The 21664-nt window shown below is 30.9% G+C and carries 27 protein-coding genes; 10 read left to right on the plus strand and 17 right to left on the minus strand.

Annotation, left to right across the window (positions count from 1 at the left end; genetic code table 11):
- Window positions 1-35: 35 nt before the first annotated feature.
- The 12 genes from B6F84_RS04080 to B6F84_RS04135 are packed head-to-tail and all read right to left on the minus strand — an operon-like array spanning window position 36 to window position 10050.
- The gene (locus B6F84_RS04080; protein WP_148691050.1) at window positions 36-515 is read right to left on the minus strand and encodes a hydrogenase maturation protease; all 480 of its coding nucleotides are present in this window, start codon (window positions 513-515) and stop codon (window positions 36-38) included.
- Entirely contained in the window at window positions 497-928 is a 432-nt protein-coding gene (locus B6F84_RS04085; protein WP_148691051.1) for a hypothetical protein, read from the minus strand. Before B6F84_RS04085 ends, B6F84_RS04080 begins: the two co-directional genes overlap by 19 nt.
- The gene (locus B6F84_RS04090; RefSeq protein ID WP_148691052.1) at window positions 925-1143 is read right to left on the minus strand and encodes a hypothetical protein; all 219 of its coding nucleotides are present in this window, start codon (window positions 1141-1143) and stop codon (window positions 925-927) included. The genes B6F84_RS04085 and B6F84_RS04090 overlap by 4 nt, the downstream gene beginning before the upstream one ends.
- Window positions 1144-1153: 10 nt before the next feature.
- The gene (hypE, locus tag B6F84_RS04095; RefSeq protein WP_148691053.1) at window positions 1154-2170 is read right to left on the minus strand and encodes a hydrogenase expression/formation protein HypE; all 1017 of its coding nucleotides are present in this window, start codon (window positions 2168-2170) and stop codon (window positions 1154-1156) included.
- Window positions 2160-2480 (minus strand): HypC/HybG/HupF family hydrogenase formation chaperone, encoded by a 321-nt coding sequence (locus tag B6F84_RS04100; RefSeq protein ID WP_148691054.1) that lies wholly within the window; start codon window positions 2478-2480, stop codon window positions 2160-2162. Before B6F84_RS04100 ends, hypE begins: the two co-directional genes overlap by 11 nt.
- Before the next feature lies 1 nt (window position 2481).
- On the minus strand, window positions 2482-3666 hold the full coding sequence (gene hypD / locus B6F84_RS04105; RefSeq protein WP_148691055.1) for a hydrogenase formation protein HypD: 1185 nt from the start codon (window positions 3664-3666) through the stop codon (window positions 2482-2484).
- An 18-nt stretch (window positions 3667-3684) separates the two neighbouring features.
- Window positions 3685-4290: a hypothetical protein gene (locus B6F84_RS04110; protein ID WP_148691056.1), complete on the minus strand. Its 606-nt coding sequence runs from the start codon at window positions 4288-4290 to the stop codon at window positions 3685-3687.
- The gene (locus B6F84_RS04115; protein ID WP_148691057.1) at window positions 4283-4615 is read right to left on the minus strand and encodes a Rieske (2Fe-2S) protein; all 333 of its coding nucleotides are present in this window, start codon (window positions 4613-4615) and stop codon (window positions 4283-4285) included. The genes B6F84_RS04110 and B6F84_RS04115 overlap by 8 nt, the downstream gene beginning before the upstream one ends.
- Entirely contained in the window at window positions 4612-6534 is a 1923-nt protein-coding gene (locus tag B6F84_RS04120) for a nickel-dependent hydrogenase large subunit (RefSeq protein WP_148691058.1), read from the minus strand. The genes B6F84_RS04115 and B6F84_RS04120 overlap by 4 nt, the downstream gene beginning before the upstream one ends.
- A gap of 57 nt (window positions 6535-6591) precedes the next feature.
- Complete coding sequence (locus tag B6F84_RS04125) at window positions 6592-7953, minus strand: (Fe-S)-binding protein (RefSeq protein ID WP_148691059.1); 1362 nt, start codon at window positions 7951-7953, stop codon at window positions 6592-6594.
- Window positions 7954-7963: 10 nt separating this feature from the next.
- The gene (locus B6F84_RS04130) at window positions 7964-8782 is read right to left on the minus strand and encodes a hypothetical protein (protein WP_148691060.1); all 819 of its coding nucleotides are present in this window, start codon (window positions 8780-8782) and stop codon (window positions 7964-7966) included.
- Between the two features lie 5 nt (window positions 8783-8787).
- A complete protein-coding gene (locus tag B6F84_RS04135) occupies window positions 8788-10050 on the minus strand; it encodes an NADH-quinone oxidoreductase subunit B family protein (RefSeq protein ID WP_148691061.1) in 1263 nt (420 codons plus the stop codon).
- A 396-nt stretch (window positions 10051-10446) separates the two neighbouring features.
- On the opposite strand from B6F84_RS04135, the gene B6F84_RS04140 reads away from it, so the two are divergent.
- The gene (locus B6F84_RS04140) at window positions 10447-10995 is read left to right on the plus strand and encodes a tetratricopeptide repeat protein (protein ID WP_148691062.1); all 549 of its coding nucleotides are present in this window, start codon (window positions 10447-10449) and stop codon (window positions 10993-10995) included.
- Here B6F84_RS04140 and B6F84_RS04145 read toward each other — a convergent pair.
- Window positions 10966-11889 carry a UbiA family prenyltransferase gene (locus B6F84_RS04145; protein ID WP_148691063.1) on the minus strand — a complete coding sequence of 308 codons (924 nt, stop codon included), beginning with the start codon at window positions 11887-11889 and terminating at the stop codon, window positions 10966-10968. The two genes, B6F84_RS04140 and B6F84_RS04145, sit on opposite strands and share 30 nt — an antisense overlap.
- A 407-nt stretch (window positions 11890-12296) precedes the next feature.
- Here B6F84_RS04145 and B6F84_RS04150 point away from each other — a divergent pair, with 407 nt between their 5' ends.
- From B6F84_RS04150 to tsaA, 3 genes are all read left to right on the plus strand, one after another.
- Window positions 12297-13040, plus strand: a complete 744-nt coding sequence (locus B6F84_RS04150; protein ID WP_148691064.1) for a DUF364 domain-containing protein — start codon at window positions 12297-12299, stop codon at window positions 13038-13040.
- Between the two features lie 366 nt (window positions 13041-13406).
- On the plus strand, window positions 13407-14372 hold the full coding sequence (locus tag B6F84_RS04155) for a CBS domain-containing protein (RefSeq protein WP_148691065.1): 966 nt from the start codon (window positions 13407-13409) through the stop codon (window positions 14370-14372).
- Between the two features lie 113 nt (window positions 14373-14485).
- The gene (gene tsaA, locus B6F84_RS04160) at window positions 14486-14914 is read left to right on the plus strand and encodes a tRNA (N6-threonylcarbamoyladenosine(37)-N6)-methyltransferase TrmO (RefSeq protein ID WP_148691066.1); all 429 of its coding nucleotides are present in this window, start codon (window positions 14486-14488) and stop codon (window positions 14912-14914) included.
- A 10-nt stretch (window positions 14915-14924) separates the two neighbouring features.
- Here tsaA and B6F84_RS04165 read toward each other — a convergent pair whose 3' ends face one another.
- Window positions 14925-15602, minus strand: a complete 678-nt coding sequence (locus B6F84_RS04165; RefSeq protein WP_148691067.1) for a class I SAM-dependent methyltransferase — start codon at window positions 15600-15602, stop codon at window positions 14925-14927.
- Between the two features lie 349 nt (window positions 15603-15951).
- Here B6F84_RS04165 and B6F84_RS04170 point away from each other — a divergent pair, with 349 nt between their 5' ends.
- From B6F84_RS04170 to B6F84_RS04195, 6 genes are all read left to right on the plus strand, one after another.
- Window positions 15952-16314 carry a hypothetical protein gene (locus B6F84_RS04170; RefSeq protein ID WP_148691068.1) on the plus strand — a complete coding sequence of 121 codons (363 nt, stop codon included), beginning with the start codon at window positions 15952-15954 and terminating at the stop codon, window positions 16312-16314.
- Between the two features lies 1 nt (window position 16315).
- On the plus strand, window positions 16316-16933 hold the full coding sequence (locus tag B6F84_RS04175; protein ID WP_148691069.1) for an SAM-dependent methyltransferase: 618 nt from the start codon (window positions 16316-16318) through the stop codon (window positions 16931-16933).
- A gap of 195 nt (window positions 16934-17128) precedes the next feature.
- Window positions 17129-17377, plus strand: coding sequence for an AbrB/MazE/SpoVT family DNA-binding domain-containing protein (locus tag B6F84_RS04180; RefSeq protein ID WP_148691070.1), 249 nt, complete (start codon window positions 17129-17131; stop codon window positions 17375-17377).
- The gene (locus B6F84_RS04185) at window positions 17349-17747 is read left to right on the plus strand and encodes a PIN domain-containing protein (protein WP_236749056.1); all 399 of its coding nucleotides are present in this window, start codon (window positions 17349-17351) and stop codon (window positions 17745-17747) included. Before B6F84_RS04180 ends, B6F84_RS04185 begins: the two co-directional genes overlap by 29 nt.
- Before the next feature lie 147 nt (window positions 17748-17894).
- Window positions 17895-18914, plus strand: a complete 1020-nt coding sequence (locus B6F84_RS04190; protein WP_148691071.1) for a molybdopterin-binding protein — start codon at window positions 17895-17897, stop codon at window positions 18912-18914.
- Window positions 18901-19653, plus strand: coding sequence for a DUF364 domain-containing protein (locus B6F84_RS04195; RefSeq protein WP_148691072.1), 753 nt, complete (start codon window positions 18901-18903; stop codon window positions 19651-19653). The genes B6F84_RS04190 and B6F84_RS04195 overlap by 14 nt, the downstream gene beginning before the upstream one ends.
- A 34-nt stretch (window positions 19654-19687) precedes the next feature.
- Here the strand turns inward: B6F84_RS04195 and B6F84_RS04200 are convergent, their stop codons facing one another.
- From B6F84_RS04200 to B6F84_RS04210, 3 genes are read right to left on the minus strand one after another with little or no spacing between them, the layout of a single operon-like run.
- Window positions 19688-20218, minus strand: coding sequence for a TetR/AcrR family transcriptional regulator (locus B6F84_RS04200; protein WP_148691073.1), 531 nt, complete (start codon window positions 20216-20218; stop codon window positions 19688-19690).
- A gap of 32 nt (window positions 20219-20250) precedes the next feature.
- A complete protein-coding gene (locus tag B6F84_RS04205; protein ID WP_148691074.1) occupies window positions 20251-21003 on the minus strand; it encodes a sulfite exporter TauE/SafE family protein in 753 nt (250 codons plus the stop codon).
- Window positions 21000-21626 (minus strand): FmdE family protein, encoded by a 627-nt coding sequence (locus tag B6F84_RS04210; protein ID WP_222703217.1) that lies wholly within the window; start codon window positions 21624-21626, stop codon window positions 21000-21002. The genes B6F84_RS04205 and B6F84_RS04210 overlap by 4 nt, the downstream gene beginning before the upstream one ends.
- Window positions 21627-21664: the final 38 nt, after the last annotated feature.

Genomic DNA, 21664 nt, shown 5'->3' on the forward strand with positions numbered 1-21664 from the left:
TTTTCTGAAATAGGGCACTTATTGAGTTATAGATTTCAAATCCATGGTTTATCGCTTTTTTCTTTTATACATTGTATAGTCTTATCTATATCTATGATGATTCCGAATTTCTTTAAGAATTCTTCATATTTGTGAAGTGCTAGATCTATTCTATTTAGCACTTCTTTAGATATTCCTGGCCAATCCATTTTTTCAGGTTTAATTCCTAGGATATAAGCTTCTTTTGGTGCGTTCTCAGATTTTATAGCTAAAGACATTATTTGAATAGGGGATAGTCTATGAGGATCCTTTATTTCTATATCTTCTAGATTGTTTATATCAATTTTGAACATGCCAAACTCTTCATTCATCATCATAGCATCAATAAAAATTACTATATCATCTTTTTGAATGAAAGTCAGTGCTTGGAATCCATTAGCTTCTGCATCTAATGCTCCAATACACTCTGCTGTTATTGAGCCTATAGCATCATCTCCATAAAGTCTATTCCCTAGTCCTATAACTTTGACAGCCATTCTATTTTCTCCTCTAATCTCTTATTTAATTCTTTAACCTTTTCTTCGCTATAATCTCCTTTATAGTATATTGCATATATTTTATTAAATTTTCCGAAAATCAATAATCCATAAGCTATGTCTTCAACGTAATACCTTCCATCTAAACCTGGTCTAATAAGTTCTAACATTTCCCAAGGATCATTAGTTTCTAGAACAAATTCTTTTTCTGATATACCTTCTGGAGCATACCTACTGCTTCCTACTAGAAGAACTATGTCTGGAGATAATTTTTTCACTTCTTCTGTAGCAGCAATAGGATCCATTTCAAGATCTAATACGTTATCTTTATTTTTCCATTTATTGTATAATTCTTCTATAACTTGGCCGTCTGGAGTAGAGAAAAATGGAATAAAGCCTATTACTATTTTCACTTTTTCACCATATTTCCTTTAATTTTATTTATTAATTCTAGAAGATCTTTAGCGTTATATTCTTTTAATAACTTGTTAATGTCATATTCATTTGTTGGTGGATTTATTTGATATATTACTTGTAAAAGTTCATCTTTAAATGGCTTTTGAACTTCATTTTTTATTACATCTCTAACAGCTATTATTTCATGAATAATGTCAAGAATGGAACTCATTTGAATCACCTTAGCATATTCTAGGTACTATATCACCTGAAGGCATTTCTAATATCTTAGCTCCACCAATTTCGGTTCTTACTATAACTAACTTTTCGTTATCATGGTTCGTAGGTTGAATTACTTTTCCGATAATTTTAGGTTCGAAGCCTAAATCTTCTAGCTCTTTAACTATTTCTTTGCTAGCACTAGGATTTACTGATAGTACTGCAACTCCTTCGTTTGCTAGAACTAAAGGATCTAATCCAGTTATCTGAGTTACTGATTTTACTTCTTCTGGAATAGGAATTTCTTTCTCTTCTATGACTATCATTTTATTTGATAGTTGAGCCCATTCATTTAGCGTAGCGGCTAATCCTCCTCTAGTTGGATCTCTCGCTGCATGTATATCATTAGGAAAATCATTAAATAATTTTAACAGTTTAGTTAAAGGTTTTACATCACTTTTTAAGGTTGATTCTATTTCGTATTGTAATGAAGCTATAAGAGCTCCATGAACACCTATATTTCCAGTTACTATTATTACATCTCCATCAAGTATATTATCAACTATAGGATTTTTCTCTACTATTCCTAAACCTACAGTATTTATTATTATCCCAGACATGGAATTTGCTGGCATTACTTTGAAGTCTCCTCCAACTAAAGATATGTTATTTTCTTTCAAAACGTTAATTAGATCAGTAGTTATCTTATCTAGGTCATCTAATGGAAATCCCTCACTTACTACTATAGAATCTAGCATTGCTAATGGTTTAGCTCCCATCATTACTACATCATTAATAGTTCCAGAAGCAGCTAGTGTTCCTATACTTCCTCCTGGAAAGAAATAAGGATTAATAGTATGAGAATCAGTAGCTATGACAATTTTACCTTGAACAATAGCACCATCATCTGGATGATCTAATCCTACTCCATTATCAGTTTTTTTAAGATATTCTGGTAATTTTGAGAAAATATATTTATCTAATATGTTTTGAGTATCCTTTCCTCCATTACCATGAGATAAAAGTATTTTATCTACCATTAGATTCACCTTCTAATTCTTTAAGAACTCCGGACATTATGCTCATGTATTCATTTACTGCTTTGTCAGGATCTTCTCCTTCAATTTCTGCTGTCTCTCTTATTTGATCAGCTATGAATTTGATATTTTCAATTACTTCTTCTTTGCTTAACTTAGCAATTATGACTCCTGCATGCACCATAACATAATCTCCTTTGTTTAGATTTTCTACTCCTATAGCAACTTTCTTAAATGTATTACCACCTAAATCTACTGTAGCCATAACGTCAGAATCTATCGAAATAACTTTTGCAGGAACTGCCCAGCACATTTTATTTCACCTCTTTTAATGCATCTAATACTTTTTGTGATGATCCAAACCTAGCCCAAACTGCGCATGCTCCTTCCATAGAAACCATACAAGGACCCCAGGGCCTAGCTGGAGTACAAGCTTTCATAAATAATGGACAATCAGTAGGATACGCAGTTCCTAAAGTTACATCATTGCACTTACATCCGGGAGGCAAATCGTAATCCCAAGGTTTAGTATTAGATATTAATAATCTAGCATTTTTATCCTTTAAATTATCCTTCAAGTCCATTCCACTTTTAGGTATTGCTCCAATACCCCTCCATATTGTATCTACAACATCAAAAACTTCTCTTATTTCTTCTTGAGCATAAGTATTTCCTTGCATTTTTACTACTCTTTTATATTCTAAATTAGTGTATTTTATATTTCCAGTATATAAATCCTTTAATATTGTTAAAATTCCTGTTAAAACATCTATAGGTTCAAATCCTGTTACTACAGCTGGTATATGATATTCTTTTGGGAAGAAATCCCATCCTATTGCACCTATTATCGTTGACACGTGACCTGGTCCAATAACACCCGATACTGGAGTATTTTTACTTGCTTTGTGAATTTTGACTGCATATTCAGCTGCTGGTGCGGTTAATTTTGTAGCAGAATAAAACATTAAATTCTTAGGTACTTTATCCTTAGCAAAAAGTACGGCATAACTTGGAATAGTAGTTTCAAATCCAACTCCAAAGAATATTGATTGCTTATTATCTTTCTTAGCGTCTTCTATAGCATCAGCAAAACTATAAACTATTCTAACGTCTGCTCCTAACGCTTTTGCTTCTGCTAAACTTCCTATTTCTCCTTTTTTGTAATGATTAACAGTGGGTAATTTGAAAACATCACCAAAAGTATAAATCCTATAGCCCTCCATTGCTAATTTAATCATGTTTTCTATATCGCTTGAAGGGGTAACACATACTGGACAGCCTGGACCAGGAATTAGTTCCACTTCAGAAGGCATTAATGCTCTTAAACCATAATGGGTTGTAGTCCACTCGTGTGAACCGCAAAAATTCATGATTTTTATTCTATCTAGATTAGTTTTTTTAGTAACTTTTGGAGCTAATTTGTGAATCTCATCTGAAAGTTTTCCGGCTAATTGAGAATTTTCTCTAAATAATAATTCTATCTCTTTTGGAAGTTCCATTTTTGTCTCACCTTATATTTAGTCAATCTTATTTAAAAAATTTTTTTGATAACTTTGTAAAAATTCTACTGTAGAATCCATTTTATTTCTTAGCATAGATATTAATTTTGCTATATCCTCGTATTCTCCCCTATTATATATAGTTATGACGTATCTAGACAATTCATCATTAACTCTCGTAATTGATATTTGTTCGTAGTTCTTAGAGTTTAATTCATTTCTTGATATAGTGAATCCTCTCAAATCCCAAGAATCATGAGATATTTTTAAAGGTGGTAAAACTCTTTCAAAACTAATACTCAATTCAGCATAATCAATGTTTCCACATCCGCTTTCTTTCATTGCCCTTATCATCTCTCCAGATGCTAACTGAAAATCACCGTACTCTTCTGAAATTACTGTAAAAGTTCTAGGTTGATAATATATTTCTCCTAGATTTTTCTTAGCAAAAGCTCCATTTTCATTTATTGGAATATAAACGTACCCTGTATTTCCGCTTAATTTTATTTGAGGAACCTCATAGCCTAAACCAGCTAATCTTCCAGCAAAAGCATAAAGATCTGGTTCAGAGAAAACTCTTACAGTAAATACTCCAGTAAATCCAGAAGCAGATACTTCAGTCATAAATGATCAACTCCTCTCCATTATCTTCAATTTTATACACTTTTAAATCCCTCTTTGCCGGGCCATCTATAACTTTTCCAGATTTTATATCAAAAACAGAACCATGCCAAGGACAAACAATTTTTCCATCATCAGTTATAAATCCATCTTCTAAAGATAATCCATTATGACTACAAAAAGCTTCTAAGGCAAAAAAATTTCCCTTATAATTAATTATGAGTACAGGTTTTCTTTCCCATGGTTTTTGAGCAGGAAAATAAAATTCGACCATAGAATTCCTAGGTACTTCATTTTTCTTTAACTTTAGAATATTCTCTTTCATCATGAGTTACACACTGGAGTTATAATATGATCTAAGACTTTATTTACTTTACCTTTTATTTCAAAGTGAGCTGCACAAACTAAGCATGGGTCAAAACTTCTTATTGCCCTTAAGAAATCATAGCCAACCCATTGTGATGGAGGAACTTCTTCCATGATTTGTGTATTTATTACTGACATTTCAAAAGGACCTATAGCTTGTCCATTTATACACCAAGGTCCATTACATCTGTCATCTCTTGGACTTACATTTGGAGTAGTAGGAGCTTGATATTGATAATTAGCTATGCTATAATCCTTAACAACCATCCAATGTCTAGATGTTCCCCTTGGAACTTCATATTGCCCTACACCTAAAGAGAATGAAGGTTGCTTCCATTGCCTAGAAGTTTTAGGACTAGTTTGATTCTTCATAAATTCTTGTAATCCAAATTCTAAGTTCTCCCATGCTGCATATACTGCTGCAGCCATATCTACAGCTCTTCCTAGTATTCTACTTAATGTAGTAGAATAATCTGGAGGTTCCCATTCCACTGTCCATTCAGCTTGAGATCCAGAAGGTAACCATGAAGGTATTTCACTAATAGCTGGTAATGTAATTGAAATTTGCCCATTTGATACAATTGGACTATTAGGATGATAATGGGCTACGGCATGTAATCTAGCCCAAGGCCCAGTTTCGTAAGGCCATATAGTACCATCACTCCATATTAGTCTAGGTTCTGCATCCCAACTATATTTATCCATAAAATTCTGAGCTATAGGATTTGGTATTGTAGTCTTATTCCATGGATGATACATGTAATATGGCGTACCATCACTTTCAGATAATCCCCACGCTAATTTATTCCCTGCTGGATCAGTCTCTGTAAATGGAGATGTGATATGAGCCCAGTTATGGTAATAGGATGAATTAACAAATTCAAGTTGAGCTACATTAAGATCTATAAAGCTTTTACTTAGTAACTCTCCGTTTCTTACTATAGTAGCTCTAAATACTGTTTGGGGTCCTTCAGATGCTTTATTTGCTAAAGAATCATAGTTCCCATAAATTGTTGTATAATCATCTCCTAGATTGCTGTAAAGCTCTGGGCTTTCATAACCATAACTTGATATGTATGTAGGTTTACTATAAGTCAAACCTTGATACTGATAATTACAATTATCTATTAGGAAATTTGCTAAATCCATCCATGCCGCAATTACCACTTTAACCCATGCAGTCAAAGTAGTTAACCTATACATATATTGAGTAAATAATGATTCTCCTACTGAAAGATCTGTTCCAATTCCTCCAGGAATGAGCATAGGAGGATGTGAGTGTCTACCATATATTAGTACGCCTGCTTCCCTAGCTAATATTTGAGCCTTTACAGAGTTTACCCAAAGATATCCTTGGAATGGATTAAGAGCAGTCATTATATCAGCTATAGTAGAAAATCCATGAATATCAGAATAAGTTGCTTGAGTTTGCTGTGCCGTCTGCCAGCAAGATGGATAATATGTCTGCATAACTTGAGCAGAAAAATCTGGTCCCTCTAATACGTTTAGAATAATTGAATGATCATATATCATATCAGTCATTGCGTAAGCTAAATTTCTTAATGCTTGACCTAATGGGTACGGAACAGCTCCTAACGCCATATCATTTGATCTAACAGAAGCATTTGCATGCGCTGCTCCACAAACCCCACAGCTTCTTGAAGTTATATGAACTGCATCAGGAGGCTGTCTTCCTCTAAGGAATACCTCGAATCCTCTGAACATTGTAACATAAGTATATGCATTATTATTGACCACTTGTTTCGTAGTTGTATCAACAGTAGCAGTTAAGCCTAAATGGCCTGCAACTCTAGTTATAGGATCTATTACCATATTAATTTGACTTGAATTAGATTGATTATTTTGGTTTGAGTTAGACATATTTTTCACCTTTTATAACTTTTATAAAAGAGAATATATAAAATATAAAAAAACATTTTATCTTTTCACCTGAATTCTATCTGCGAGAAGATCTATTATATGTTTAACTTGAGAGTTTGAATGATAATAATCAATTGAGAAACCTATACTTTCTATACATACTGGGCATCCAGTCAAAACTTGTTTAGCCTTTATCTTATTTATCTCATTAACCTTTATTTTTCCAGCATTGATTAGTGGATCTAATGTACTATCTAGGAATTTCTTATCTTTCTCATCTATTGTAATACCTAATTCTTTTGCCATATTTTCAACCATTGTAGGAACTCCACATCCACCTCCTCCTCTACTACAACAAAAACTATTAACTCCATGACTGGGTAATTCTTTGAATTTCTTTGATAGGGCTTTCATTAGAATTCTTGGAGCTTCAAAAACTCCTCCTCTTCTTCCTAATTGACAAGGATCATGCCATGTTATTATTTCATCTACTGGATTAATAGTAAATTCTCCTTCTTCATACCACTTAGCAAGAAGTTCTGTAACGTGAACCACTTCATATGTAGGTTGAACTTGGAGAGTTTCATGCATCGTATATTTTAATGAAGGATATTCAAAACCGCCTGCAGTTAATAGAACGTATTTTGGAGAAATTTCCCTAAAATAAGAATACACTCTATTCATCACTTCGATTGCTCCTTCCTTATCTCCTATAACTAAGCCTATAGGAGGTCTTATTCCTAAAGGCTTTGACATAAAAGTCCAATCTTTATTTAACATATCTAATATTTTAGCAACTTTTATTATTACTTCAGGATAAGCCATAATTTCATATATGCTAACGTAGAATAGTATTTCGCTACCTTTCTTATCTAGTGGCACATCCTTGCCAATTGCTTCTTTAATTTTACTTATGATAGAATTCCATGCATCCATAAACAGTTTTGTATTTAAGTATTCCCCAGAAATTTCTAAGTTAGCTATGTCTTCGTAAATTTTTGGAACCATTCCTGCTTTAAATGCTATTTGTTTAAGTAAATCTATCATTGCTCCACTATCTATAGCCATTGGACATACGAACATACATGCTCCACAATTAGTGCAATGCCATACATAATCTACCATAGTCTCAGCTTCTTCTAAACTTAAGTACTTTTTACTACCTCCTATTACTCTACCTATAGTCTTTCCCCAAACGCTAAATCTATACCTATATAATTGTCTAGAGATTTCTGCTTTGTTTACTGGTGAATACTTTAATGATGTTGGAACAAATGGACATGCTGCTTCACAGGCTTTACAATTTACGCATGATTGAAAATAATATAGTAATGTAGAATTTAATTCTCCATATATTACTTCATCTATTGCTTTATTTAACGCATCTAAATTTACTTGTTTAGATTCTGAAACTGCCATTGATTCTCACCTATTTTTCGTTTCTCCTATAAGTCATGAAGTACCATTCTCTAACTTTACCTAGATAGAATTCAAACATATGAAATCCTCTAGTATATGGTAAAGTTGCTATTAATATTTCAGCTACTAATATATGCGCTCCTAATAAATTATCATACCATGTTATTGCATTAGGTATATGGGATGTAGCTAGAAATCCTAGAACTATGTCTATATATAATAATAGGAAAAACCACCAGTCTCCAGCTCTTAGAGTCAATCCTTCAGCTAACGCGTGGAATTTGTGCCCTAAGTATATTCCTAATAAGATCATTAGTAAATATGTAATATACTGCCCATTTAATATAACAGTTAAAGGTCCCCATATATCGTGTACAAAAGGATATGACGTAGGCGTGAGTGGAGATAAGCCATAAGTTAATGATAGTAATCCATCAGTAGAACTTTCTGGAATAGCTAATGGAAATAATATTTTATAAGGAGGAATATAATATGCCCAAAACACCATATGTTGAGCCAATAGGAATATGATTACTATTAGCGATAGATGCATCAGTAATCCTACGCCGGTAGTTATAGGTTTTCTTTTCATTCCCACTTTGCTAGAATTGGAAAAAGTATTCACTAATTGTTTAGTTTTTTCAAATGATGATACGTTACCTCTGATAGTTGTAGTATAAACAACATAAGGTTTGTGATATGTAGCAAAATATCTGAATACTCTATACGATGCACCAAAAAAGAATAGAAGAATTGTAGGTATGAATAAATCCAGAGCTAAAGGATATAGAGAATCGCCCAAATTATATGGTCCAAATAACGCGACCATATAGATCACTTTGACCTTAATCCGCCTTTTTTAACCATTTTCTTTTCAGCTAATCCTGCTGCAGCGCCTAGAACTACACCTGCACCTATTAGTCCTGCTGTTGTTAACGTTGACGAAGGTGTTGGTACTTGCAATGGTTTATAAAATGGCTCATAGAGATCAGTAAATCCTGGCATAGTACAGCCGATGCATACTGCGCCCGTTCTAGTTGGTCCTCCGATTCCTCCTACCCATCCATATTTATTCCATGGACAATTAGATACAGGACCTTTACATCCAACTTCAAATAAGCAAGCAGCTGTAGGCTGACCTGGTTGAGTTCTGAATTCTCCTGCTGCGTACCATGCAGCTCTTGGGCATTGTTCGTGAACGGTATATCTAAAGAAATACATAGGTCTCCAGTATTGATCAAGTTCAGGTAATGGCGCTAATCCTCCAGCCCATAAAACTAAATTAGCTAGAGTTCTCATAATTCCGTTACCATTTGCTGGACATCCAGGAACTGCGATAGCAGGTTTTACTGATGCAGAAGGAGCTGGAGTAATATCTAGGTAGGAATTAGGATTTTTAACAAAAGTATAAAACGGTGTTGCGCCAGCTTTTGCATTCAAATAATTATCTTCATAAAATCTACTCAATAATCCCTTATAACCTCTTAATGGATCGTCAAAAAATCCTACAGCACCGGTAGGTGAAGGAGACCATGATGGTGTTATGAATTTTGGTGGTGGCTGATATACTTTATCTCCAATTAAACCTCCATATGATGCACAGTTGCCTACAGATAATACAGCTACAGCATTAGGTAATAACTCAGCTACCCATTGATTAAGGCTTTTAGGTCCTAACATTCCCCAGCTTCCGGGGTTACTTGGATTGTATTGCCTTGCTGTGTTATCGTCAGGAAAACTGCCTTCCAATACTAGGACATAAGGATTATAATTGCCCGCTATTATATTATTTAAAACGTCTATAGCTTGTTCTCCTTGTTGTGGCATTAATGATGGCCAGAAAGATACTTTTACGCTTCCTGGTCCTATTAATGGACTAGCTCCAAAAAGTACTTGAACTACAGTAGGATCAGTAGCTTGGATTATTGCAGTAGTATTTCCTTCACATGCTTGTGCTTCGAACCATACTATATTGACATCTCCATTCTTTATCATACTAGCTGCTTTTCCTATTGCTTTGTCCCATTCTGGAGCAGCTAACATTGTCGCAGTTAATGCTAATTTAAGAAAATCCCTTCTAGAAATTTTGAATGACATTTGCTTATCTCTATTTTTTGGAAGCTAAAATATACGTTTTTATAAAAAATACTATTTTTTATGAGAAACCTTGTTAATGAGAATATTTTTAGTATACTATTCAAATTAAGAACGTGAAATCAGATAAGTTTTCCTAATTATAGAAGCTTTGAGGCTTTCAAGTTATGCATAATTAATATTTTTAAAATGTTAATAATACTTTTGCCTTTAATTCTTTTTTATGTTCTATTTGAAGATAAAATATATTAATACTGTTAAGTTATGAATTGTTTCATTTTAAGAAGGTAAAACTTTAGATTTTTCTTAAATCTTCAGAGGTTATAATAACTTAACATTTGCAGTATATGGTACTATAATAGCAATAAGTATTTATTTTCATTTTTTAAATAATAATTAATGTCAACTTTTGGTTTAGGTAACGTAAAAATTAAGGAGCTTAATGATCTTATTAAGAAAGATCCAAAAGATCCATGGCCTCATTTTATGTTAGCTGAAATATATTCAGATTATGATTATGATAACGCTATTAAAGAGTATGATAGTGCTATATCTTTAGATCCGCATGTAGTCGATTTCCATTATAAGAAAGCATTGCTTCTTTTTAGACTAGGAAAATTTAAAGAAGCCATTGACTGCCTAGAAAATGCTTCTTTAATAGACTATTCTAACTCTTCTATGTATTATTATTTTGAAGGTACTCTTTATGATGAGAATAAAGATTATACTCATGCAATTGAAAAATATATGAAGGCTTTAGATAAAGATAAAGATAATATATGGATTTTTGAAGCAATGATTCTTGATATGATTCAAGTAGGTTTTTTAGATAAAGCAATAGAAGAAATTGATAAAAAGATATTGGAAGACAAAAAAGATGTTAAATTTCTTTCTGACCTTAAGGAAAAGGTAATGAGATTAAAAAGTAATGTTAACAAATCCGCTTAATAATATTAAAATAATATAGAAAATACCAAAGAGCGTTAGAATGTTAGCCGTTTGTGGATCAGAATCTTTAGGCAATTTTCTCGATATAAATAAGGCTTTGTTAATAGCAAACGGCATAGTTATCATAGTTAATATAGCAAGTAGTGGAATATACCTAAGGATGGCAAGTGGTATTAAAATTAAATACGATAAAATAATTAATGATAAATATAGTATATTAGTAAATCTAGGAAATAATATTGCTAATGTCTTTACGTTGCTTTCTTCATCTTTTTCTCTATCTCTCATATTATTAGCAATAAGAATCGATGTTATTAGGAACGCTATAGGTAATCCATCAATAAAAACTATATATGATAATAATCCAGTAGCAATATAATAACTCGCAAAAATTATAAACGAGTATGTTATTGGAATTTCAATTTCTCCTAAAGCTCTATATTTCAAAAGAAACGGCGGTCCATTATACATGTATACGAAAAGTAATCCAATTAAACCAAAAGGTAAAGCGTATAATCTAGATAAGGTTAGATAACTTGCTATTACTAATGCTATTAATGCCAAGATTATTGCATAAATTAGTGTCTGTTTAGTGCTTAATATCTTATGAATAATTGGATGTAATCTATAATTTGCAGTATTACTATTTTCAGTATCTACTTTATATTTGAAGTCAAAATAATCGTTCATTACATCTACAGAAGCATTTAGTAATATAACACCTATTAATGTTAATATGTAAAATACCAAGTTAAATATTTTAAGAAAATAAAAACCTAAAACATAAGATAGGCTAACGCAGATAGTTGGCATAATAAATCCCCAAGGTCTAGTTATTAATATCATATTTTTTATACTACCTAATAGCATCAAATAACAATCTATATTTAGCAAATAATAATCTATCTCAAAAAACTGAAAATAAGGTTAAAATTCATGATTTAATAAAAAATACATACTTTTCCGATTAAATATTAAGTAATGAGTCATTCTTAGTCTCATTAGTTTTATATCATCAAAAGTATTCACGTAAAAATATTTTAGATTAAAATACTAACTATTCTTTATCAATAGTTAGATTTAAGTTAATTTCTTTTAGATATTATATTTTCTTAAATTTCAAATAGTGCGGGTATGATTCTCTATTAACTTAGTTAATTACTATCATGATATTAGTATATACATCTCTTTTTAACATATATTAGTATCTAAATTTCTCTCATAATTGATTACTGAACTATTATGTTTAAGTCTAAATATTTTTAGAAAGACATATATATTCACTCTTTCTACCTTATTTTATGAAGTCTAAAGTTATAGACTACTTGATTTCTTATGCTAAAGAAAATGATTCTAGTATTAACTCTGTAAATATTGGAGTAACATGGACATGTGTATTATCAAAATACTGTGGTGTTGCTATAACTTATCCTATGACTTCATATGATTCAGATGTAAGAGATTTCGGTAGTCTTGAAGAAAAAAGGGTTAGTGAATTAGCTAAGTATCTTGGATCGTGGAATTTACTAGAAGCTAGTGTAGGTTTAGCTGCAATAAATTCGGTAATACAGCCTCATGGTAATGTAGAAGGAAATGGATTAGATATTGCTTTAGAATTAGGTAAAAATAAGAAAATAGTTATGATTGGAAAATTTCCTGGAATTGAAAAGTTCAAAGAAATTAGTAGAGAATTTATTGTTCTCGAATTAAATCCATTTTTATTGGATTATAGAAATAATATACTTCCTTCAACGGCTTCAGAAAGCGTAATATCAAACGCTGATATTGTTATAATTACTGCTAGCGCAATTATCAATAAATCTATAGATAGGCTTCTTCAGCTGGCTAAGATGGCTAACGCTTATACTATTCTTTTAGGTCCAAGTACTCCTATGCTAGATGCTATGTTAGATTTTGGAATAGATATGCTTGCAGGAATGAAAGTTAATAGGCCTCAATCTTTTATAAAGAAAATTAGCCAAGGATGCGGAATGATATCTCCAAATAAATTAAATGGAGACGTAAGCTATATAGTACTAACTTGATAGAATAATATGCAATTTAAGGAAAATAATTTTTTCAAAGATATTTTATTGTAATTAAGTTATAAACTGTGATAATGTTTATAACCAGCCTAATTATACAATCGTAAAAGTAGTTTGTTATCTCAGAATCTTGTCTTTATTAGAGCAATTCATAGAATTAGCATCTACTTTTCAAATGATACACACTATCGTAAAAATAACTATAATATTTAATAATTTACAATTATATGCTTAATAAAAAAGATTATTTTTATTCTGTTTTATATTTTCCTTATTAATATTCTTGTGTTAGAACTACGTTTAACTATAGTTACGTTTAACTTATGTAGAGAAGGTTTAAAATATTAAAATCATTATATTTATGTAATGTTAAGAGAAATCATGAGTAAAAATATTAAAATTCTAGATATAGATTCTACTCTCAGAGATGCAGCTGGAGTTATGGTAGAATCTGGAATAAGAAGAATAGCAGTTAGTGCAGCAGATAATATAATAGGTGTTGTTTCAGCTAGGACGATATTAAGAGAGATTTTGAATAATGAAAAGTGGGGAGAAAAAAGATTAGGGGATGTAGCTAAGCCTGCTATTACTGTTGATGCAGATACTACCAATAAGACTGCTGCTAAATTAATGTTAAAATACTCTATTGGTTCGCTTCTTGTTAAAGGAGAAGGAATAGTTACTGAAAGAGATTTAGCTAAAACTATACCTAGAGTTACCATACCAGCAATATCAGTAGGTAACCAATCTGTATATACGTTAAACGATACTCAAGTTATACAAGAGGCTGCAGATTCAATGATAAAGTTAGGCATATCGCATATACCAATATTGTCTGGTAGTGATATTGTTGGCTTAGTTTCTTTAAGAGATGTATTGAAAGCTTATTATAATGGGAATTCAGCGTTAAGGCTTTATGATATAGGAACAAAGACTATAGTTTCTGCAGATTTAGATGCTACTGTTGGAGAAATTGCGGATTTGATAGTAAGTAAAAATATTGGCTCAGTATTACTTCTTGAAGATAATGAGTCTAAGGCAAGTAATCTTAGAGGAATAGTTACTGAATGGGATTTAGTAAGGACTTATGCGAACATGCAAAAAGCTCATGTTCTGGTTAAAGCAGATCCGTCTAAATTGAGAAATTTAGTTACTTCCTTGTTTAGTCTTCCAAGAGTTTCAAACGTGGCTGTTGTTTATGGTCCTTACGATTTGTTAGTGACCGTTGATGTTGAAGATATAGAAACATTAGGAACGTTTATTGCTAATGGAATTGCGTCATTAAATGGAGTAAAAGAAACTGTTACATTAATTGAAACTACTCAAATATAAATTCTTTAATTTTTTATTGTTTTATATATCAATAAGAGCTGATATCCTTTTTCTTTAACTTATTTGATATGAAATAACGTTAATAATTTTTATTATCAATCGTAGAATATACCATGAATATTGATTTAAGGCAAATAGGGATTGTAAAATCATTGAATGATAAAAGGGAAGGTATAATAGAAATTTTTCCACAATATTTAGAAGGTTTGGAAGGAATAGAAAATTTTTCTCATATAATTCTTTTAGCATGGTTACATAAGGTATCTGAAGAACAAAGGAATACTCTTAAAGTCAAACCGATGAGAATTCAAGATTTACCAAACGTTGGAGTGTTTTGTACTCATTCTCCTCACAGACCTAATCCTATAGCGCTAAGTATAGTAAGGCTTACTGAAAGAAAAAATAATTTATTATATGTGCAGAATTTGGATCTTTTTGAAGAAACTCCCATATTGGATATCAAAACAGTTTCTCCTTCGTTCTGCCCTAAAGACATTAAAGTGCCCGAATGGAATAAGGAATTAGAGAAGTATAAAAAATAGTTTTTATTGTCTAATTAATTCTTTTAATTCCAATAAAAATATAAATAGACCCTAACGCTTTTTCCTTGAAAACTTTTATATCAAAATATTTGTCTAGTATAGTTTTTAATTCACTATTCGTAGGAATCTTATTGTATATGTCTATAAGATATCTGTAATATGAGACTTTTCCTCCTACTAAAGGTACTAGATATGGTTGAACATATTTGATGTAAATGCCAAGAAATTCTCTTAGTGCAAGATTATCTGGTTTTCCTATAGCTGTAATAGCTACTGCTCTTTTAGTTACTCTTGAGATTTCTTTTATTACTTTTTCCATATCATCTGCAGCATGAATAGAGTAACCGCTTATAACAGCATCAAAGGAATTAGCCTTAAAAGGTAAATTATAGAAGGAAGCTAAGATTTTATTTTCTCTTATTACTGAATTTTTTAGCATATTCTCTGAATAATCAAGTTGAATGATATTTGTTTTGAAAAATTTTGACGCAATGTATGTCAATTCTCCTTTACCACTTCCTACATCTAGTATAATTTTTGGTTTTTTACAATATTTTGATAATAAATTTATTAATTCTATTCGCCATTTCATATCATTTCCAAGTGTGATTATACTATTTGCTTTATCATATGACTTGACAAGTTGGTCATATATTTGTCTGAGATTCTCATTGCTCGCTTTGCTCATTGAAAATAAAAATAGTGATAAGATAAATTAAGCTTATGGAATATGATAAGTTAATATTATTTAATAATAAATAATTCATAATTTTTTAATAAAATTATTAACTGTATTATTAATTTGTATAAATAACTAATTAGAACATTTTAAATACAAAAATCTTATAGTTACTTATTAATAATGTAAATAATAGGTTTCATCTAAATATGAAAAGGTATAAATATTTCTATTAGGTAATATCTATGATGATAATTTAATGAAAAAGGTAATTAGAATCTTTCTGTTTTTAGAAGGAACTCTATTATTATACTCTTTTTTTGTAGGATATTTATTTCATTTTTCTTTTTTAATAGAATTGAAGACTCCACTAATGGGAATAACGTTATTTGGAGTTATGGGTGCTTTTCTATACACTATAGTAATTAAACCGGATTTAGTTTATAGTAAATATGTAAGAATACTAGGTTTTTTAGGTGCTATCTTATTACTAATTCAAATAGTTTATGCTAATATAGTATTTGATCATACATTATTTTCGTTGTCAGACTTATGGGGGTCTTCATTACTTTCTGGTGCAGGAATACCAGGATTAACATTTACAGGAGGATTGTTTGTTCATATATATTTTGAACATTATGTTGCTAGTGCAATTGGATTTATTGTAGCTCTAAAACCAAAACTATTACATAAAATTAAACAAATGATTCAAGGTGAATAATATGGAAAAAATATATGTTGTTGGTATTTCTCCTTCTCTTAATTTAATAACAAAAGAAGCTTTAGACCTCATATCAAGAGCTCCAGTAGTATTTATTTATAATAACGATTTTCCATTTAAACTTGATGGAATATTAGAAAATAAGAAAATTGTAAAATTAACTCCAGCATTTAATGAAAACAGGCATGAAATTATCAAGAGAAATATTGAACTTATAACTTCTTGTAAAGAAAAATGGGGAGTGTTTCTCGAAATAGGTGACTCGTCTATAAGGAATCCTCTTTTCTATCATATTTTGGGGAATAATAATATAATAGAAATTGAACAAATACCTGCAGTATCTTCTGTGACTGCAGTATTTAGTAGGTTAAAAATGAACGTTAAGCATTTCTGTGTAGTTGGTTCAGAAGAATTTGACTTAATATCTAAATTAGCTGGAGTTTGTGATACTTTTGTAATATTAAATATTCATCGTGAGAATATTAACGTATTCGGTTTTCTCAAAGAGAAAGGTTACGATATAACATTCGTTAAGAATTGTTGCAATCCAAATGAAGAGATATCTAAAGAATATACTGGTGATACTTATTGGATTATAGCAGTAGCAAAACTCAAGTGAAAATGTACTGTGTATATAGTTACTAAATTAACGTTATCTTTCTATATAATACCCGAACGTAATTTATCTTCTTTTTTCCTTTTATATTTCTAAATATTACATGATAATTCTTATGAACTAATAAAATGTTAAACAATTATCTTGATTATAACTACTAGAAGTTAAACTTTTATTATTGTTTAACCATTATTAGTTATGGAAGTAAAGGTATATAAGAAAGGGATTATAGTTTTGCCTTCAGAAGTGAGAAAAAAGCTTAATATTACTGAAGGTAGTGTGTTAAACATTGAAGTTAAGGATGATACGATTATACTGAAAAAAGAGTTGAGTTTACTAGATGCCTGGGGAATTTTTGAAGGAAAGGCAGATGCTACTGAGGCTCTAAAAATCTTAGAGGAAGAGAGGAGAAAAGATATTGAAAAAGAAAGAAAAGGTAATTATTGATACCGGAGTTTTAGTCAATTATTTCCTTAAAAAAGAAGAAAAATACCGAAAAATTATCAATGAAATTTACTCTGAAAAAGAAGGTCTAACTTTGTATCTAAACTTAACAGAACTCTATTACGTTTTGGGTAGAATTATAGGAAAAGAAGCTTCCAGTACTGTTTTGTCTTTAATTAAAAAGTCACCCATTAAAATACTAAGTATCAATGAAAATCTAAGTATTAGAGCAGGAGAATTAAAGTTGTCTTACGATTTTCTTTCCATCGTTGATTCGTATTTAGTTGCATTGGCTGAAAGGGAAAAAGCTAAAATCTTAACTACAGATTCTAGTATTGCAAAGGCTTTTAAAGATACTGATTTATTGAACTAAATTATTAACCTAAAAATGCAAGCTTTAACTCAAATGGAGTTTGGGGAGAAGTCCTCATTCGAAAGGGTGAGGATAAACAGTTCCCTTATTGGTAATGGCTAATCTCAAGTGAAAATATATATATATTACTATGTTCACATATTTTTTATGAGATATATTTCTGTTAAAGAAGCAATTAATAAGAAATTAGGTTATGATACTACAATAGTTACGCCAAATGGGGCAACAACACTTTTACCTAGAGGGCATATTATAACTGCAGATGATATACCTAGGTTAATGGATTCTGGAGTATATTACATCTGGATTGATGAAGGAGAAAATGAAAAAGGGTTAATGTATGAATGGGAAATAACACCATATGTAGCTTCTAAAATATGCGGAGATAATGTTCAAATTATGCCAGGAAAACAAGGTATAACTTTACTTTACTCTAAATTACCTGGAATCCTCTATTTAGATACAGATAATATGATAAATTTTAATATGAATCAGAAAATTCTTCTTATAACTAAAAATAAATTTGAAGCGTTTGGAACTAACGAATTAATAGGAAGCGTAGAAGTTATACCATTTTCAATGACTAAGGAAGAAGTAGAGAGTATTGCCTTAAATAAAAAGTTAATTGACGTGATTCCTTTTAAGTACAAGAAACTTGGAGTTGTAATAACGGGCACCGAAATTTATGAAGGAAGAAAGAAGGATGCTTACTTACCGGTTATTGAAGAAAAAGCTAAAAAATATGGTTGGGAGATAGTAAGTAGTGAAATTGTTCCTGATGACGAAGATAAAATTACTAAAGCTATTTTATCCTCTAAAGATAAGGGAGCTGAAGGAATAATAGTCACGGGAGGAACTTCAGTAGATCCTACGGACAAAACAATAAAAGGTATAACTAAAGCAGGAGCAAAAATTATCTCTTATGGAATTCCTATGAAACCTACTACAATGACAATAGTAGCTATCAAAGATTCAACACCAATATTTGGCGTTTCTGCAGGTGGAATTTATTATAGAGACTATAATTCTATTGACAAGCTTTTTACAAGACTTATGGCTGGGATAATACCTACGCCAAAGGATATTGCTGAAATCGGTATTGGAGGCATTTCTTGGAACTTTAATCCAAAAATGAAACTGATAAGTGGAAGTAATGAGAATCGTTGAATACTTGGTTAATTACGCTAAAGAAAGAGATGAGAAAATAAAAGATATCTACATTGGAACTACATGGACATGTGTGCTTTCAAAATTTTGTGGAACAGCATCTACAGATCCATTATCAAGTCACGTAAATGTAAGAGGATTTGGTCATCTTCACGAAAAAAACATTTCAGAATTAAGCGAATATTTATTTTCATTTAACTTATTAGAGGCTAGTGTAGGATTAGCATCAATAAATTCCATAATTACTCCAACTTATAATACTAATTATAATGGTTTAGATCTTGCTCTTGAGTTATCAACAAATAAAAATGTTGTCATGGTTGGATATTTTGGATATTATCCAAAATTAAACGAATTCAATAAGATAGCTAAAGAATTTACAATTTTAGAACTAAATCCTTTTTTAGTAGATCCTACGAGAAGAATATTTCCCTCTACTGCTGCAGAAAGTATAATTCCTAAAGCAGATATAGTAATTATGACTGGCATGACTATAATAAATAAGTCTATTGACAGACTAATTGAGTTAGCTAAGAAAAATGGGAACGCTTATACAATGATTGTAGGACCTAGCGTTCCAATGTTAAAAGATCTTCTTGATTTAGGAATTGATATATTATCTGGAATACAAGTTGTAAATCCAAACGGATTTATTAGAAAAATTACTCAAGGATGTGGAATAATAAGTCCAGAAAAATTAGAATACGATGTAAGATACATCACCTTAACTAGAATTTAGAAATTTATTCAGTTATCTAAATAAATATTATATACTACTTAAATATAGTAGTAATTAAAGATTCTATATATTTTTCCTTGCTTATATCTAAAGGATTTATAACATTGCATATTAGACCGCCCATAAATGACCTTATTTTTATTATGTTTTCATAATTATCATTCTTAAATATTTTTACACTAATTTTTCTTACAGTAGTATCACAGATTTTTCTTATTTCTTCTCCTATTTCAAGGTAAACACTCATTGCAGAAATCGTATGTAAAAATAGTTTTCTCATATTATCATCTTTGTATTTTTCTAGGAAATCATTACCAATGCATTGTAAGACATTATCTTCCTTAGATAAGCAATTTTCCATTATATCTAAGGGAAGACTTCTTTTAGCTATTTCAAGAATTAGATTATCTTTAGATTTGAAGTGCCAGAACACAATTCCTTTAGAAACACCTGCCCTTTTGCATATTTCATCTATTGAGGCCTTAAAAAAATCTTCTTCTGCAAACACTTGTAAAGCAGCATTTATTATCTTTTCTTTTGTGCTTTCGCTTTTTTCGTCTTTCATATATATCTTTCCTCGCTATATTATTTAAGAATTTAAATCAAAGAAACCAGTACTTTTAGCATCACAAACGCTATTATAATTATGATAGTATCTTTTACATAAACTGTTTTCATTTTATTCATCAGATATGAACCAGTGAAGCCTCCTAATATTCCGCCTATTGATATTATTATCCATAATACATAACTAATACCTCTTAATAAGAATAGATAACTAGTAAATCCACTTGCAGAAGAGAATAACGCAATGTATCCAGCTGTAGCTGAAACTTTCTTATAATCAGTTTCAATTAAAGCTAATACTGGAAGAATAATCATTCCTCCTCCAACTCCCAATAGACCTCCTAAAAACCCCGCTATTGCTCCTACTATTACACCTAGAGAATATCCTTTAACACCAGCAAACTTATTTGATTCCTCCTTAGCTTTTCCTCTTATTAGATTATATAAAGTATATGCTAAAAAAGCCACAAAGATCCATAATAGTATTTTCCTAGGCGTATGAATACCTATATATGCGCCTAATGGCGCCATAGCTACGGCTGGTATTAGAAATATAGTTCCTAACTTCCAAAGTACTCTTTGTCTCTTTGCATTATTAGTTGTAGCTGAAGATAATGAAAAAACATTCAATAGAAGTCCGGCTGCTGCAGCTATAGAGAATGGAATTCCTAAGGAATAGTAAATTGGTATTAATGTATTAGCTGCACCAACTCCTGCTACAGCAAATAAAGCTGAAATAATCCATGTTAGAAGGAATATTATTATGGAAAAGAAAAAATTCATTTCCTTCTACCTCTTTCAATTTCATAGCAACGAGGACAAAGCTTTTTTCCATTAAAAATTTTGATGTAATTTTCGTATGTAGGTTCACCACAATCATCGCATTTAATCCTTAACATAGTCTTCTTCTCAGGAGAAAATTCGAAATTCTTTACAAATTCGTAAGTAAATAATTCCTCAAAATCTTTAGATAATACATATCCTATTACTTCATCTGCTACTTCTCTAGGAACTTGTGAAGCAGGAATACCAGATTTTCTATATTTAAAGAATTCAAACGTACTGCATGAATCTAATATCTCTGGTTTAGGTTTTACTCTTACAGCGCCTTTTCCAGGTTTATAAAGTACTATAGCAATTTTACCATATTGTAAACGTTTGTAATTCCCTTTACCATATGTACATCCAGTAGCTATTTGAACTCCGTCATCAAAACAGCCTTGATGATGTTCATCTCCGGTTTCAGAAAAAACAAACGTATTAGTATCTTTCTCTTTTTCAACTCCTAATAGTTGCATTGCATACATTCCTGCTAAATAACCTAAGGGCATTGCAGGACATCTATGTCCGTGAAATTCAAATGCCCATTCGGGTATTTCATGGTTTTTCTTATTCATTTTTATCATAATTATTGACTGACTAGTCAATTAATAAATTTATCTTA

Source organism: Acidianus manzaensis (genome assembly GCF_002116695.1).
Taxonomy (GTDB): Archaea; Thermoproteota; Thermoprotei_A; order Sulfolobales; family Sulfolobaceae; genus Acidianus; species Acidianus manzaensis.